General features: G+C 34.3%; 18 protein-coding genes and 1 tRNA gene. 11 read left to right on the forward strand and 8 right to left on the reverse strand.

The genetic code is table 11. The annotated features are described in order from the left end of the window. Positions 1-473: 473 nt before the first annotated feature. The 3 genes from CZ809_RS00780 (at position 474) to cspE (ending at position 3,652) form a co-directional block, all read left to right on the forward strand. Complete coding sequence (locus CZ809_RS00780; RefSeq protein ID WP_080155549.1) at positions 474-1,520, forward strand: HlyD family secretion protein; 1,047 nt, start codon at positions 474-476, stop codon at positions 1,518-1,520. Next, entirely contained in the window at positions 1,520-3,028 is a 1,509-nt protein-coding gene (locus tag CZ809_RS00785) for a DHA2 family efflux MFS transporter permease subunit (protein WP_080155550.1), read from the forward strand. Before CZ809_RS00780 ends, CZ809_RS00785 begins: the two co-directional genes overlap by 1 nt. 411 nt (positions 3,029-3,439) lie before the next feature. Next, on the forward strand, positions 3,440-3,652 hold the full coding sequence (gene cspE / locus CZ809_RS00790) for a transcription antiterminator/RNA stability regulator CspE (RefSeq protein WP_036791338.1): 213 nt from the start codon (positions 3,440-3,442) through the stop codon (positions 3,650-3,652). 196 nt (positions 3,653-3,848) lie between these two features. Here the strand turns inward: cspE and CZ809_RS00795 are convergent, their stop codons facing one another. Both CZ809_RS00795 and CZ809_RS00800 read right to left on the reverse strand, forming a co-directional pair. Next, positions 3,849-4,064, reverse strand: coding sequence for a hypothetical protein (locus CZ809_RS00795; RefSeq protein WP_080155551.1), 216 nt, complete (start codon positions 4,062-4,064; stop codon positions 3,849-3,851). A gap of 243 nt (positions 4,065-4,307) precedes the next feature. Next, positions 4,308-4,862, reverse strand: coding sequence for a YbhB/YbcL family Raf kinase inhibitor-like protein (locus tag CZ809_RS00800; RefSeq protein ID WP_080155552.1), 555 nt, complete (start codon positions 4,860-4,862; stop codon positions 4,308-4,310). A gap of 173 nt (positions 4,863-5,035) precedes the next feature. On the opposite strand from CZ809_RS00800, the gene CZ809_RS00805 reads away from it, so the two are divergent. Then, on the forward strand, positions 5,036-5,947 hold the full coding sequence (locus tag CZ809_RS00805; RefSeq protein ID WP_080155553.1) for a LysR family transcriptional regulator: 912 nt from the start codon (positions 5,036-5,038) through the stop codon (positions 5,945-5,947). A gap of 28 nt (positions 5,948-5,975) precedes the next feature. On the opposite strand, the gene CZ809_RS21085 is transcribed toward CZ809_RS00805, so the two are convergent. Both CZ809_RS21085 and CZ809_RS00810 read right to left on the reverse strand, forming a co-directional pair. Next, the gene (locus tag CZ809_RS21085) at positions 5,976-6,128 is read right to left on the reverse strand and encodes a hypothetical protein (RefSeq protein ID WP_158258923.1); all 153 of its coding nucleotides are present in this window, start codon (positions 6,126-6,128) and stop codon (positions 5,976-5,978) included. After that, positions 6,128-6,508 (reverse strand): hypothetical protein, encoded by a 381-nt coding sequence (locus tag CZ809_RS00810; RefSeq protein ID WP_235865753.1) that lies wholly within the window; start codon positions 6,506-6,508, stop codon positions 6,128-6,130. The genes CZ809_RS21085 and CZ809_RS00810 overlap by 1 nt, the downstream gene beginning before the upstream one ends. A gap of 225 nt (positions 6,509-6,733) precedes the next feature. On the opposite strand from CZ809_RS00810, the gene rpoS reads away from it, so the two are divergent. Beyond that, positions 6,734-7,588, forward strand: coding sequence for an RNA polymerase sigma factor RpoS (gene rpoS / locus CZ809_RS00815; RefSeq protein WP_080155555.1), 855 nt, complete (start codon positions 6,734-6,736; stop codon positions 7,586-7,588). 187 nt (positions 7,589-7,775) lie between these two features. After that, positions 7,776-8,288, forward strand: coding sequence for a hypothetical protein (locus CZ809_RS00820; protein WP_080155556.1), 513 nt, complete (start codon positions 7,776-7,778; stop codon positions 8,286-8,288). Between the two features lie 69 nt (positions 8,289-8,357). Here CZ809_RS00820 and CZ809_RS00825 read toward each other — a convergent pair. Beyond that, a tRNA-Ser gene (locus CZ809_RS00825) sits at positions 8,358-8,448 on the reverse strand. Between the two features lie 298 nt (positions 8,449-8,746). On the opposite strand from CZ809_RS00825, the gene CZ809_RS00830 reads away from it, so the two are divergent. Continuing rightward, positions 8,747-9,316 carry a hypothetical protein gene (locus CZ809_RS00830; RefSeq protein WP_080156512.1) on the forward strand — a complete coding sequence of 190 codons (570 nt, stop codon included), beginning with the start codon at positions 8,747-8,749 and terminating at the stop codon, positions 9,314-9,316. Between the two features lie 111 nt (positions 9,317-9,427). Here CZ809_RS00830 and CZ809_RS00835 read toward each other — a convergent pair whose 3' ends face one another. Then, positions 9,428-9,829: an H-NS family histone-like protein gene (locus tag CZ809_RS00835; protein ID WP_210434268.1), complete on the reverse strand. Its 402-nt coding sequence runs from the start codon at positions 9,827-9,829 to the stop codon at positions 9,428-9,430. A gap of 616 nt (positions 9,830-10,445) precedes the next feature. Here CZ809_RS00835 and CZ809_RS00840 point away from each other — a divergent pair. After that, positions 10,446-12,368, forward strand: a complete 1,923-nt coding sequence (locus tag CZ809_RS00840; RefSeq protein WP_080155558.1) for a BCCT family transporter — start codon at positions 10,446-10,448, stop codon at positions 12,366-12,368. Between the two features lie 88 nt (positions 12,369-12,456). On the opposite strand, the gene CZ809_RS00845 is transcribed toward CZ809_RS00840, so the two are convergent. Next, positions 12,457-13,095, reverse strand: a complete 639-nt coding sequence (locus tag CZ809_RS00845; RefSeq protein ID WP_080155559.1) for a phage repressor protein CI — start codon at positions 13,093-13,095, stop codon at positions 12,457-12,459. A 417-nt stretch (positions 13,096-13,512) separates the two neighbouring features. Further along, positions 13,513-13,761 carry an Ogr/Delta-like zinc finger protein gene (locus CZ809_RS00850; RefSeq protein ID WP_036792931.1) on the reverse strand — a complete coding sequence of 83 codons (249 nt, stop codon included), beginning with the start codon at positions 13,759-13,761 and terminating at the stop codon, positions 13,513-13,515. 655 nt (positions 13,762-14,416) lie between these two features. Here CZ809_RS00850 and CZ809_RS00860 point away from each other — a divergent pair. Genes CZ809_RS00860 through lysC form a run of 3 tightly spaced genes read left to right on the forward strand, consistent with a single transcriptional unit; the run spans position 14,417 to position 15,526 of the window. Next, complete coding sequence (locus tag CZ809_RS00860; protein ID WP_080155561.1) at positions 14,417-14,986, forward strand: lysozyme; 570 nt, start codon at positions 14,417-14,419, stop codon at positions 14,984-14,986. A gap of 11 nt (positions 14,987-14,997) precedes the next feature. Further along, positions 14,998-15,315 (forward strand): hypothetical protein, encoded by a 318-nt coding sequence (locus tag CZ809_RS00865; RefSeq protein WP_080155562.1) that lies wholly within the window; start codon positions 14,998-15,000, stop codon positions 15,313-15,315. Then, a complete protein-coding gene (lysC, locus tag CZ809_RS21580) occupies positions 15,281-15,526 on the forward strand; it encodes an Rz1-like lysis system protein LysC (RefSeq protein ID WP_080155563.1) in 246 nt (81 codons plus the stop codon). The genes CZ809_RS00865 and lysC overlap by 35 nt, the downstream gene beginning before the upstream one ends. The last annotated feature ends 15 nt before the right edge of the window (positions 15,527-15,541 follow it).

Genomic DNA, 15,541 nt, shown 5'->3' on the forward strand with positions numbered 1-15,541 from the left:
GTTTTTGTTTTTAAATTTGTTCAAAATATATCGAGATAGATAATATTTCATTTTAATGGCAGAGATTAGTGTCAAAATGTTTAAAAAACAACCATAAATAAAAGTGGTTATTAAGTTTTTATATTTAAAGTCACCTTCTTTCGATAATTAAAATCTCTATTATTAAGGCTATTTAGCGAAGTAAAATCACTATTTTAATGCATTTACTCTAAATCATATTAAATAAGCCGTAAAAATCAGTATCATTGTGGTTGTTTGTGCTGTGGTTCACTGTTTTCTGCACTTGAAAGCCTTGGTGTGCAAGCTTATTATTTTATAGCTTATAGATAGTACTTATTTTTAGCGCGATACTGGTAGTTATATTAAGACTATCAGTATGTATGCATGATGAATATAAGAAACATTTTAAGCGAAAATAATTCTTATCATCTAGACTCAAATTTAGCTAACTTTTAGCTAAATAGGATAAATCCATGGCAACGACAGATACGGCTCAAGTAGAACAATCAAACGCAACAAAAAAAACAAATAAGTTTCGAAATATTATTATTTTTATTGTTATTGCTGCCGGTTTAGGTACCGCAGGATATTTTTATATCCGTCATCAAAAATTATATCCAAGTACTGATGATGCTTATATTCATGCCAACATTCTTTATGTTGCACCACAAATCAGCGGCAAAGTTCTTAATGTTAATGTTGAAAACTATCAGCATGTTACTGAAGGGGACTTACTGGTTAAGATTGATCCTGCTCCTTATGAAATTGAGCTAGAACAAGCGAAAGCTGCTTATGAAGTGGCAACACAACAAAATAAAGCCACTGATGATGCAATTTTAGCGGCAAGTGCTAATGTACGTGCAGCTGATGCGAACTTGGTTGATATTCAAAAAAGCTATCATCGTGTAATGGATTTAGTGAATCGTAAAGTATTACCTGCACAACAAGGTGATGATATAAAAGCCAAGTTGGCGGGTGCTCAAACCTCACTTGAAGCCGCGCGTGCAAAAATGTCGCAATTGATTAACCAACAAGGTGCGAAAGGTAATGAAGCCCCACAAGTTAAGCAAGCAGCGGCGGCCTTAAGCCAAGCAACATTAAACCTTTCTTATACTAATATCTATGCGCCATACGATGGTGAGCTAGGTAAGGTCAGTGTTCGTCCTGGTAGTGTTGTCTCTCCTGGTTTGGCGATGATGCCATTAATTGAAGATAACACTGCATGGCTACAAGCTAACTACAAAGAGAAAGATATTGGCTTATTAAAAGTGGGTATGACTGCAAAGGTTACATTAGATATGTATCCCGATGTAACTTATCAAGGACAAATCGAGGCTCTTTCTCCTGCCAGTGGTTCATCTTTCTCATTATTACCCGCTGAAAATGCAACGGGTAACTGGGTGAAAGTACCACAGCGTTTCCCTGTGCGTGTGAAGTTTATTGATTTGAAAAATAAGCCATTATTGCGCGTTGGTGCGAGTGCAAATGTTACTATTGATACTCAATCAGAGACTAACTAATGAGTGGGTCAGTTACACCAGCTAACCGTTTATGGATCACCTTAGCCGTTATGTTATCAGCGATCATGGTATTGCTGGATATGACGATTGCCAACGTTGCTTTACCGCATATGATGGGGGCACTAGGGGTTACGTCTGAACAGGTGACATGGGTACTTACTTCTTACTCAATGGCTGAAGCTATTTTTATTCCCCTTGCGAGTTATTTTGCGCTTAAATTTGGGGTACGTAGATTATTAATTATTTCTGTCATCGGTTTTGTCGTTACTTCAGCTTTATGTGGCCAAGCTGATAGTCTTACTGAAATGGTTACCTTTCGAATCATGCAAGGTGCATTTGGTGCGTCAGTTATTCCATTGGCACAATCGACAATGGTGCAAATTTACCCTGCAGATCAACGCGGTAAAGCCATGGCATTATTTAGCGTTGGTATTTTATTAGGTCCTATTTTAGGGCCTACTGTTGGTGGTATTATCACTGAAAATATGGATTGGCGCTGGATTTTCTACGTTAACGTCCCTATTGGCGCATTGTGTCTGACGCTAGTTTATCTGTTTGTTAAAATTGAAGATAAAGGCGAGTCAAAATTAGACTGGCCGTTAGTTATTGGTATGGCTATTGGTATCGGCTTATTGCAGATGGTGCTTGATAGAGGTAATGAAGAAGGATGGTTTGAGTCTAACTTTATTCTGTTTTCATTGATCATCAGTGCAATTGCTTGGGTATTCTTTATTGTGCGTTCATTGCGTACAAAAGGGGATGTTGCACCGATGTGGCTATTAAAAGACCGTAATCTTGCCGTGTCATGTTTGATCATGGCTGGCTTTTCTATGGGATTATTTGGTATTACCCAACTTCAACCAATGATGTTAGAACAGTTATTACATTATCCAGTAGAAACGACAGGATTTGTGATGGCTCCGCGTGGGTTAGCTTCAGCCATTGTGTTACTTGTTATGGCACAATACATGGATCGATTAGATCCTCGAATGCTGGTGGCTGTAGGGCTTGGTTTTAATATCTTTGGTACTTATTTAATGATGCGGTACTCAATGGATATTAATTTCTATTGGGTTCTTGTGCCGTCAATTATTCAAGGAATGGGGATGGGATTGGTGTTTGCACCGCTGAGTCAAATGGCATATCGCACAATTGAGCAAAAATATGCTGTTGGTGGTGCGGTAATGTTTAATTTATGCCGAACCATTGGTAGTTCATTTGGTATATCAATCGTAAACACCTATTTCAGCCGTACTCAACAACGGGAGTGGCATGCATTAGGCGCTGATATTACGGCAACCAATCCAATATTGCAGCAACAAGCAATGCAGCATCATACTACGGTGACTGATCCTAACTTTATTGCACAAGTGGGTGTGCTATTACATCAACAATCGACACTACTGGCATTTGTCTATACGTTTGGTTTCTTGATGTTTTCTTATGTTGCATTATTACCATTGTTAGCATTATATCGATTTAAAAAAAATGCGGTTAATGGGAATTAAAAAGCATTCTATTTATAGGATAATTAGCTAATACCGAGAGAGAATATAAAGGCCTAGATTAGGTCTTTGTATTCACTAAAATTTAATGATAATTCATTGATTTTATTAACACTGTTATTATTTATAATGAGATAAAAGTATTGTTTTTGATAGCAATGCTTTTTTTTTAAGCGGTCATAAAACCTCACCTATAAAAAACTTTACAAATACAATGTTTAATGAGATTATGCCTTTACTCTGTAGCTAGAGTTATTGAACGAGAATTAAGTTAAAGAAAAACCTTAGAAGCATCTTCGTTATTGTTGTGTAAATTAGTGTTTCCCTTCGCTTTTCATCGTCATTTTTAATAACCCAAGTTACAGTGCATCGCATTTTGCGATAATTTTAAAGTATTTATATAAGGGACACATCATGTCTAACAAATCAACTGGTCTAGTAAAGTGGTTTAACGAAGAGAAAGGTTTTGGTTTCATTACTCAAGACAACGGCGGTGCTGACGTATTCGTTCACTTCCGTGCAATCGCTTCTGAAGGCTTCAAAACTCTTGCTGAAGGCCAGAAAGTGTCTTTTGAAGTAGAGCAAGGCCAAAAAGGTCTTCAAGCTGCAAACGTTGTAGCTCTATAATTTTATAGTTAATCTATAAAGTTTGATAAAAGCGTAAATAACTCTGTTATTTGCGCTTTTGTAGTTTCTGGGGCTTGTTTTTAAATATCTTCGCGTTAATCTTTCTGCTAACGCATAATCGACTGCATTATCCGCTAATACCTTACCTTTCTTTATTTACATTAATTGATTAATTATCATCTAGTCATAATGTTAATTACTTCTGATTAAAATTGACTAATCGTCCATCATAAGCACAAATAATACTAATTACTTCTTTCTTAAAGATCTGTGGGCATTGATAGTTTGTTTTTAACGATCGCATTTCATTGCGTATATTAGATTCAAATTCTGGAGGATAAACAACATTAATTGATAATGATAAGCCAGTGATTGTTTGGTGAGTCAGATGAAGGTTTTTCCAATATGTCATGCTGTTCCTTATTAAATCCAATGTCTTTATTTAAATGGTATGACATTCTGTATGTGAATGATAGCAGTATTTAGCATGATAAATGTAAACAGGTCGATATTCTGTATAGGGGATAATCTAAGCGGGTTAGGTAATATAAATTGCTAATAATAGAAGGATGTTAGGAGTATAAGATATAGAAAGACTCTTTAATCCATTGAAGCTACTGTTAGTATTAAAGTAGCTTCAATGGGAAATTATCTTTTATCGAGCATTAGTTGGCGCGATAAGACGAGCCTTGCCAATAACGTGAGCAAGGATGTTATAACCCGCTAATGCTGGAGATGCATTTTCAGGTAGTTTGATATTGGCTGTATTTAAGGCATAAACCGTAATTTGGTAATTATGTGGTTTTGCTTTTGGTGGAGGACATGCACCGCCAAAACCTTTAAAACCAAAGTCATTAGTTACCATACTTGCACCTTTGGGTAAGTTTTTACCACCAACGGCCCCGGCACCTTCTGCTAATGAATGGATATTGGCCGGAATGTTGATTACACTCCAGTGCCACCAACCACTTCCTGTTGGCGCATCAGGATCATACATTGTTACAGCAAAGCTTTTTGTGCCAGCAGGGATATCAGTCCAACTTAATTGTGGTGATTCATTCTTACCAGTACAACCCCATTGATTAAATAGCTGAGAATTACTTAATGTTTGATCATTAGTAATATTTTGACTGGTTAATGTCATTGCAGCCTGTGACATAAAAGATGGTAGGGTAAAAAGCAGCGCCACAGCAAGCGTCTTAATCTTCATAGTAGTACCTATGGGTTAGTTAAAACTAATGTTATTTTAATGTGTCATCATTATCTAACAATCAGTAAACGTTATGGTGAAATATCTTATACGTATAATGTGTTATTTATTACAATAGCTCAAATCAATAAAACTGTACCAATAGTTGAGAAAAAATCACTTAAGGATTCAATGTGAGATCACTTCCCCCATTAAAAGGTATTATTTATTTTGAAGCTTCTGCAAGACTACATAGCTTTAAATTAGCAGCAGAAGAATTATTTGTAACACCAGGTGCTGTGAGTCATCAGATTCAGACACTTGAAGCATTTATTGGTCAAAAATTATTTATTCGCCAACATAGGGGAATTAAATTAACCAATGCTGGTGTGCGTTATTTCAATCGTATTGGTTTGATTTTAAAAGATTTAGATCAGGCAACGACAGATATTGGTTTCGTGACAAAAAAACAAAAAATAACAATAGCGATTCCGCCAACATTATTAAATAAGTGGTTATTACCACGAATTGATTACGCATATCTGAGTGAAAATGATATTTCGGTTGTCTTTATTGATACCATTGAAATGTTAGACTTAAATAAAGAAAATATTGATATTTCAATTCGTTATAGTATTGAAAAACCAAATGAAAAATACTGCCGATTGTTATTTCAGGAACAAATGATTGCTGTTTGTGCACCTGACTATACTGATAAGCCTTTAAGTTACTTGTCAGCAGAATTATTATCAACGAGTACTTTGATTGAAACGACGAATAGACTAATTCAATGGGATTTAATTTTAGCGAATAATAATATTAAATTAGACCCTAATCAAAGTAAGATATATTTTCAAAATTCAATGCATGCCATTGAAGCAGCAATACAAGGAATAGGTGTTGCTTTTATAAACCGTATTTTTGTTGAATCGTATTTAAAACAAGGCATTCTTATTGAAGCTATTGATATGGGTGTTATGCAGGATAATATTCCTAGTTATTACTTGGTGAGTAACTATGAAAAAATGCAAAATCCAGCAACTCAACTTCTTTATCAAGAAATTGAGTCATATATTAATGATGATATTGTGACAGGTGCTGTTTGATATGTCTTAACTGTAAATAATAAATAATTTATTCAGTATGCATTGCGGTATCTGTAATTGCATCATCATTTTCAATATCTTCAAGCAGTGATCTTAATTGTAAGATTGCTTGTGCTAGCGAGTATTTATTATTACAGACTAATGACTGAATCTGTTGTTGGTAATCAGATAACTGTCTCATTATTTGTCCTTATAAACATCAGTTGTTAATGTTGTACTGTATTTTTCACCAAGTAGTGAATCACGAGCTGCAGACCATGCGTTGGCATAGCACATGGCTAATGTCGCTTTATCGCTACTTATTATAGGTCCTTTATCAATGGTAGCTTTTTGGCTAGAGCATTGATTATCAATTTGTTTACTGTATTTATCGCCTTGATTTGTAAAATTATAAACTTGATTCTTTGCACTTTTTGTTGCTTGTTGTAAACAAAGAATAAGACCTTGTTCATCATAATTCTGGTTACTGACACATGATTGCACAACAATAGAATTCGTTGCATTTGCTGCTGCTGAAAATAGAGCACCAACAGTAAGGGTGACTAAAATTGTTTTTTTCATGAAGGGGTGCATTAGATCTACTCTATCATTATTTAGGTTTTATAATAAATAGTATACCTTAGTCATATATAGTAAATATATAAAATAGCTATTAAGCTTTTATCTTTGTAACTGATAAAAAATTATTAGATTTAGGTTAAATTTTTGTAATTAATTGTTGTTAATGGGATAAAAATAGATTTATTATGTAATCTGTAAATAATAGAAAATACTCAAGGATGATGTATGAAAGAAGTAGTATTTGAAAATGATGTTGTTCGGCTTTATTTGAATGATATATCGTTTAAACCTTTGCTAACAAAAAACGACGAAATTCTTTATAGTCGTAAATCCTTATTGGGTGATGAGCAGGCTAAACGTGTGCTTATCGAATCTAATTTACGTCTTGTTGTTAGCTTAGCTAAAAAATATCGAGCTTCTACTTTGTTATTGAGTGATTTAATTGATGAAGGAAATATTGGTTTAATTACGGCTGTCGAAAAATTTGATCCAGAAAAAGGATTTCGATTTTCTACTTATGCATCGTGGTGGATTAAACAGACAATTGAACGGGCAATTCATAATCAAAGTCGTACTATTCGATTGCCAGTACATGTGTCAAAAGAAGTGAATACGATCTTACGCGCCCATCGTGATTTAATGGCTAAAAATAATAATGAGCCATCACCAGAAGATATTGCTGATTATTTAGAGCGTGATGTGAATGACATAACTTTATTAATAACAAATAATCAGCATGTTTTATCATTTGAACAGACATTGAATGAAGATGATCATAATTCGTTATCGTCTTTTGTTGCAGATGAACATGCGAATGTAGATAAAGTAATAGAGCGTAGTGATATGCAAAAGATCACTAAAAAAATGTTATATACATTAACTGAACGTGATCGTGAAATTATTTGTCGTCGGTTTGGATTATTAGGTTATGAACCGCAAACATTACAAGAAGTTGCTGATGCAGTAGGATTAACGCGAGAGCGGATTCGACAATTACAAATAAAAAATCTTATGCGGTTAAAGCGCGCTTTAGTGAATGACAATTATGATGTGGAAATGCTGTTTTCAGTATCTGCGTAAAAACAATTGTTGCTAATCCTAGTATAAAAGAGGTGACGTTTGTCATCTTTTTTATTATGGATGTATTGATCATAAATACAGAGTTATGCTCCATATCTGTAGATTGCACTTTATATTGATAGGCATATTATAACGTTACATCCTTAGTGATAAAGTCATTATCATTCATAAGTTTAGGAGTATTGTTATGCCAACTACCGATGAAGCATGTGAACATTCAGAATTACTTAATGCATTAATCTCTAGGCAATCATTATTATCTACCAATAGAATGCAATATATTGTTTATGCAGCGGCACTTGCTACTCAGAATAAAAAAGTATTACAAACGATTCAACATCTTGTTGGTGATATCACGCTTAATCAGCGTCAAGATATTCATCATGCTGTGGTTAGAATGGCAGCGACTAATGCTTACTATATGGCGATGCATAGTATTGATTTAAAATCTGAAATGACGAATGCAATGCAATTAGCGCCTTTAAAAGAATTAGATGTCGAAGATATAACAAGTTATTATTATGCCTGTATTGCCGCTTGTTTAGTAAATAATGGTTACAGCTGTTTGAACAATCATATTACATTATTACGTTCTTGTGATGAGTCGGACGATTCTATCAATATGGCATTAAGGCTCACAGCATCTGTACTCACTATGTGCCAATCAAGTTTTAATAATGATTACTTCTTAGATAACTGATTGATTTGAAAGTAGATGATTATTATAGATATAAAAAAACCGCTAATAAATTAGCGGTTTTTTTGAATGTGGCGGAGAGATAGGGATTTGAACCCTAGATACGCTATAAACGTATGCCGGTTTTCAAGACCGGTGCTTTCAACCACTCAGCCATCTCTCCATGCCGCGAATAATACGGCTATATGTGTGTTATGTAAATATATTTATTCATTATTCAAGTTTGATTGAATAATGAATAAACAATAATACTATTATCTGTACTCTTTTATGATTTTATCTCAATGTATTTATTTTATAAAATAATAAGTTAAGTTATTAATCGAAGAAAATTAGTCTTATCGGTTGATGTAATAATCAACAATCGTATGGTATTATCCTCTAAATTTTTAGCATTATTCCAGTATATATATGGATATACGTTAAATATTAATATTAGATCACCATTAATCGTTAATGGTATGTTGAGAGATAGTGTTGTGATTGATTTATTGAAAGATATATTGGGATGGACATCGGTGGTGTTTTATATCTTAATCACTATATTTAACACCATGAAAGTTACCCGTTATGCCGCTTTTGCTTCTGCAACAAACGATACAATATGGTCAATTTTAATGGGGTGGTGGCCGAAAGTTATTCTCAATTTATCGGTTACAGCAATTAATTTATATCGATATTTTAAAGATTTTACTCAAACAGCAAAAATCATTATTCAATTGTTAGCAACAGTTATGGTGATAGGCATATCATATATTGTCTATGTTGCTGTTAATGCTTTTATTGCTGAACCCACACTGGCTGTAGGATTACAGTTTGTTGATTTAGGGGTAATTGTCATTGCTTTATATATGACTGAATTGAAAAAATACCGCAGATTAATGTTGCTATCTGGTTTTGTAGGTATGGTCGGTTATTTTGGTAACCCTCAGATGATGATAATTAAAGCATTAGTTATTCTAATTATGAGCTATAAACTATTTACAACTCGAAATGATACTCCAGAACAACAAGCCGCCGAAAATAAATGAATTCAGAAGAAAAAGCAGGTTACTCTTCAATTATTTATTGATATAAAAAACGCTCATTGTTAATACAACGAGCGTTTTTTTGAACATTAACTTAATTAAGTTATGTCTGAATTAGATTTCGAAGCTTGCGAGTGCATCGCCATTATCTAATAATTGTTGTAGTGCTTTAGGTGTACGGCCTTGGCCTGTCCACGTTTTCTCATCACCATTTTCATCAACAAACTTGTATTTAGCTGGACGAGAAGCTCGCTTTTTCTTGGTTTTTGGTGTGTCACCAATTAATGCAATTAATTCTTCCGGTGTAATGCCTTCAGCTGCAAGCATATCGCGGTACTTTTGCAGTTTTGCTTCTTGTTCTTTATTTTCAGCTTTAGCTGCTTCTTCTTCCACACGACGTTCTTCAACGACTTGGGTGAACTTTTGTAGACCTTCTTGTAGATCTTCAATAGACATTTCACGCGCTTGAGCTCTTAAAGAGCGTAGATTTAAAAGAGTTTCAATCATGTTATTAATTCTAAATAAAAGTAATTTTGCCTATTGTACTTAACTTTTATAATAAGACACTAAAAATAGTCACCATAGTTGTAACTAAATCTCATTTTTTCTTTTTTAATTGTCATTTTTACTTCTTTTTTATTTAAAGTATAAAATAAGAAGCAATTGACTGTCGTATTATCATTAGTTACACAATAAGAGAAATAGCCGAGACTAATTGATAGTCATTATAATAACGGTGCTTGAATTATACTTTAATGCCATCTGTACTATAAAATAATCGATAAATATTTAATGAGTTATTGATTGTTAAAAACCGATAGCTTCAATTGTTTATGTAACATTAATTTCATATCTAGTCCCTTATACATAAGGTTATGTAGCATATAATTTTATTATCACCATGCTTTTTATTAGCAAGTAAGCTGTTTATTTGTTTCAACTTGTAACGTGAAAGTGTTTTTTTTGATTGTTAATTCATCAAAGAGGTCATATTCGCTCAAAAAATTCATTACATTAAGTAGAATAAAAAAAATTCATCGTTACCATTACTGATGTTATTTGTATGATTAGTGTTAAAAGAACATCATATGTGTAACTTTTCATGGATGATATATAGCAGTAAGGATATCGTTTGAATACATTACGTAAAAACTTCGAATTAATTGATAAGCCCACATTCTTTGGGGCATTAGCAATGTTGATTTCAGTGGTTGTGCCACTCCTTTTATTTCCAAAAGAAGGCGCGGAGTGGATTGCTGTTGCAAAAACCTTCATGACTGACCAACTGGGATTTTTATATTTAGCGCTGGGTATGGCTGCCTTTTTCTTTATGATTTATATTGTTTTTTCTGATATTGGTCAAATTAAATTAGGTGATGCAGATGAAGCGCCTGAATTTAAAACCGCATCATGGGCGGCAATGCTTTTCTGTGGTGGTATCGGTGCCAGTATTTTGTACTGGGGTGCTATTGAGTGGGCTTATTATTATCAAAGTCCACCATTTCAATTGCAACCAGGAAGTGAAGAAGCTGTTCGTTGGGCCGCAACTTACGGTGTTTTCCACTGGGGTCCTATTGCATGGTGTATTTACCTTGTACCAGCAGTGCCAATTGCGTATTTCTTCTATGTACGTAAGCAACCAGTCTTGAAAGTTTCAGCAGCGTTAATGCCTGTTATTGGTGAAGCGCGTAGCCATGGTTGGATTGGTAAAGTTATTGATGTGTTATTTATTTTTGGATTATTAGGTGGTGGTGCTACAACATTAGGTTTGGCCGCACCGTTGATTACTGAAGGTGCACATTATCTCTTTGGCACGCCTAAGACGACAGAAACACAGATTATCGTATTGCTTATCTGTACCTGTATTTTTGGATACTCTGCTTATGCTGGTATGGAAAAAGGCATCAAAGTTCTGAGTAACATTAACTTTTGGGGAGCATTAGGCTTACTTGCCTTTATTCTTGCTGTTGGTCCAACGATTTTCATGTTAGAAACGGGCCTCGATTCATTGGGACGTATGCTATCTAACTTCTTCATCATGGCAACTTGGGCAGAACCTTTCGGTGGTTATGGTACGTTTGAAGATACACACTTCCCACAAGATTGGACTATTTTCTACTGGGCATGGTGGCTAGTCTTCGCACCAAGTATGGGTCTATTTATTGCCCGAATTTCTCGTGGTCGTACAATTAAGCAGATGGTTACAGGCTCGATCTTCTTCGGTTCGATGGGTTGCTTCCTCTTCTTTATGGTATTGGGTAATTATGGCTTATCATTACAATTATCTGGTGCACTTGACGTGGTTGGTATTTTAAATGCAGATGGCGCAACTAAAGCTATCTTCTCTATTCTTGAACAACTGCCGTTCAGTACCATTGTTATTGCTGTATTTACCTTGCTATGTTTAATTTTCACAGCAACAACGTTTGACTCTATTTCGTATATTCTTGCTTCTGTGGTTCAAAATGATGTAACAGAAGAGCCTATGCGTTGGAACCGTTTATTTTGGGCTTTTGCAATGTCGTTCATGCCATCAGTGCTGATGTTTATGGGTGGACTTGCAACGTTACAAACAGCCGCAATTGTGGGTGGATTACCACTGTTATTTATTACTGTTATGTTAATGATATCTGCTGTAAAAGCGGCCTCACTAGATTTAAGAAACCAAGATGGTTATGAAGATCCAGTCATTAATATCGAAGAACTGCCTGATGTTGATCCATGGTCAACCGAAGGTATGGCACTTGCAAAATTTGAACAATTAAAAGATATAGCGATTGAAGCAGCAAACACTGAGCGTGATGCGCTGAATGCAATCTGGAAAATTAAGAAAACAATTCGTGCCCAAGCATTAGCAAGTGGTGATAGTGGTATTGATTCTGGTGATGTACCTCAAGAGTTAGCAGAAGAGCTGCATCGATTAACAGCAGAAGCGATGGCAGCGAAAGAAGCGAAACTTGAAGCATCAGAATTGGCTCAAGAAGCACGAATTATGTTTAACGAGATCATGAAACAAAAAGAAGAAATGTCAGATATAGAAGTACAAAAAGCATAACTTACTATTAATTAAGATATAAATTAATATAAGGCGATCTTCGGATCGCCTTTTTTTGTGTTTTTAAATAAATACAAATAGCAATTATTTATATATGGTTAATAGAAATAATCACTTTCCCCATGATTGTAATGTCAGCTTGAGCAACTGCAATGGAAGATTGACCGTAGTGCAATACTAGCTGATTGCCGGGCAAACGTTGAATATCATTAATCGACATAAGGTTATCAATTGTGATCAGATAGCTACCACTAATAGGTAAAGTATCATTTTGGTCGATGATCATTGTCGTTGAAGCTGTTTGTAGCGCCATGAAATGATGTGGTTCAGTCTGTGATTGCTTAAGTAATATTGGATCAAAAGATAAGGCTGGCAGAGCGGTGAGTTCACCTGATTTCAATTGATAATGCGGTAATGTTAAAGCATGAGAATCTAAATATTGTTCTGATTTACTCATTTCAGGAAATGCGTCACCTTCATTTAATAATAACCACCTTAGTGATACTCCTGTCGCAAGGTGAGATCGAATAGCAATTTCAAATGGGGTGGTTTCTCGAGAATGCCATGTTGATACAGTGCCGCGTGGGATACCAAAAACATCAGCAAGATTTTGATATTCATCAATGTTTAATAATGAGCATAATTTAGATGTAACAGCTTTTCCACCAAGATATGGATAAGTAGAAATAATAGGAATATGAGATTTAGGTGTCATATTAGGTTTCATTTTGGACTCTCAACCTTATCAAGGTAATGGTAATAACAACAGATTAAGCCTCTAATACCGACAATAACACGCATGAGTGATACTGTGTGCATAGTGTTTGTCTAATGTTTTTTTTATTAATTATACATTTAGTTTATGTGTTGGTATGTAAATTTACCAATATGCCGTCATCAATAAAACTTATTGCATATTATTTCACGGTTTTTTGTCATATTTGACCCGTTTATCATCACTATGTCGTTATCGGTATCAGTTCTCGTATATTAATTATTTCTAGTGATGTAATAGTTAAACTTATACGTCCTAAAAGCAAGAAAATGCCGTATAGCCTTTACAATCGTTAACTATATTAAAAGTACTTTAGTACTGATGGTTATATTCAGTATTAAAGCGGAACGTATAACGTTCCGCATAAGTTTAGATTGTTAGCATTTGATGAAGCTCTTTCACTTTTTCGGGTGGCATTGTTTTAACTAATGCAATAACGAGTTCATTTACATTTTTTGCTGATGGACTAATGGTGTGGCTAAAGCCAAGGGACATAACAAAAGTATGTCCACATTCTGGATCTGAGCACGAACAATATAAGTCTGCTGCTGCATTTGAGAACCAGTTTGTTTTGTTAATACGTGCTTTTTCGCCACACTGAGTACAATGAATACGCATAGCCATTTGAATTACCTGCTTAATATGTAAGGCAAAAATTCAAGAATCATTTATATAAACAATGTCATTACCCATAAAGAGCCAAATCATGGTGAGCATTTAGCTCGACATAGATAAGCTTAAATTTTCACTTTTATAGGAATGATAGTGTTACCTACCGTAATTAACGTCGATCTGCTGTTTTTCAGTTAATGAGATGTCAGTTAATTACTTAATTCTGTCATAAAACCCTTTCTTTTATCTCAAATGGCAAACTGAAATTCGGATATATTCGGATTTACGCTATGTTCCGACATCATCATAACGACAAATGATGCATCAATAATTCAAATGAGCAATAATCACTGCATCAAGTAAAACGCTGGAGTAATTTGAAATATCAATATTGAGACTTACATCGTTGGAGATAGATGTAGGGGGATGTTCCTCATTTACTCTGAATAAACAAGGAATTATAAGGTGTATGAGTTATCGGATTGGTTAGTAAATAAAATGATATTTGTGGTTTATCTTATCATTGGCTATTTTCAATTTATGACAATAGAAGCTTGGTCTTTGATTATTTCACTCAGTATGGGAATGTTCGCTTTATCGTTGAACTATTGGCATAAGAAAGTTATGCAACAAATAGCGAGGGAAAAAGGAATATTCATTCATGAGTAAATTAAAGCCAATTTTATGCTCAATTACTGCAGTTATAGCACTTCTTGGTGATGGCGGAGTAGGAAATAGTACATTACCAATAGGAAATGTTGTTATTGCTGGAGAAAGCCAAGGAAAATTAAAATTAACATATAAAGGATTAAAATTAATAGGAGATTATGAAGGTTGCCGGTTGGATGCTTATCGTTGTCCTGCTGGTTATAAAACAAATGGTGTTGGTAATATCCATAATATAAAAAAAGACATTATAGATAATAAACAAGTAGCAAAAGACTGGGTGTCAAATATACAACAAGCAGAATCTTGCCTTAATAATATTCTAGGTAATAATAAAGTAACATCAGGGCAATATGACGCATTAACATCCTTTATTTTCAATACTGGCTGTAAACGATTTTTAAGAAATAAAGATCTTACAGAAACAAAAATATCATTATATGTTAAAAATGGGAAATTACCTTTAGCTTGTATGCAATTATCTCGTTGGGTTTATGGTGGAGGGAAAAAATTAAAAGGCTTGGTTAAACGGCGGATGTCAGAATATTCACGGTGTATTGAATAGGACGTTTATCTATGAGGTTATTATTGGCATTAATCATCTTCTTATTATTAGTGAAATTTGAATATATGGATCGTGAAATAAATTCACTAATTGTAGATAGAGATAATATTCTATTAATTAATAAATCAAACACTGAAAATTTGAAATTATTAGCAGACCAAAACAAGCAGAATAATGACTTATTTCTGCAACGGGAACAGCGGAAAGAAAAACAACAAGGAGAACTTATTGTTACTACGGAATCTTTGCGTAAGTTACTGTATAAAAAGGAACAATTTAATCATCATTGGCCTGATGATATTATTGAGTGGTTGCAGCTCCCGTATTGAGCCTACACGTGTAGATATTATTTATCTATTGCCTGAACCGTGGTTAGTTACGGCATGTAATAAACCTAAATTAATTGGGAAAACACCAGCTGAGACTATTTCAGAAGATCTTCCGCGATTAAAAAACGCACTGTCTAATTGTGCAAAACAAGTAGATGATTATCTTCGATGGTATAAAAAAACAAAAAAACAAAAAACAAAAATTAATTAATCATATAAAAATAAG

Origin of the sequence: Photobacterium piscicola (assembly GCF_900166965.1) — a bacterium.
GTDB lineage: Bacteria > Pseudomonadota > Gammaproteobacteria > Enterobacterales > Vibrionaceae > Photobacterium > Photobacterium piscicola.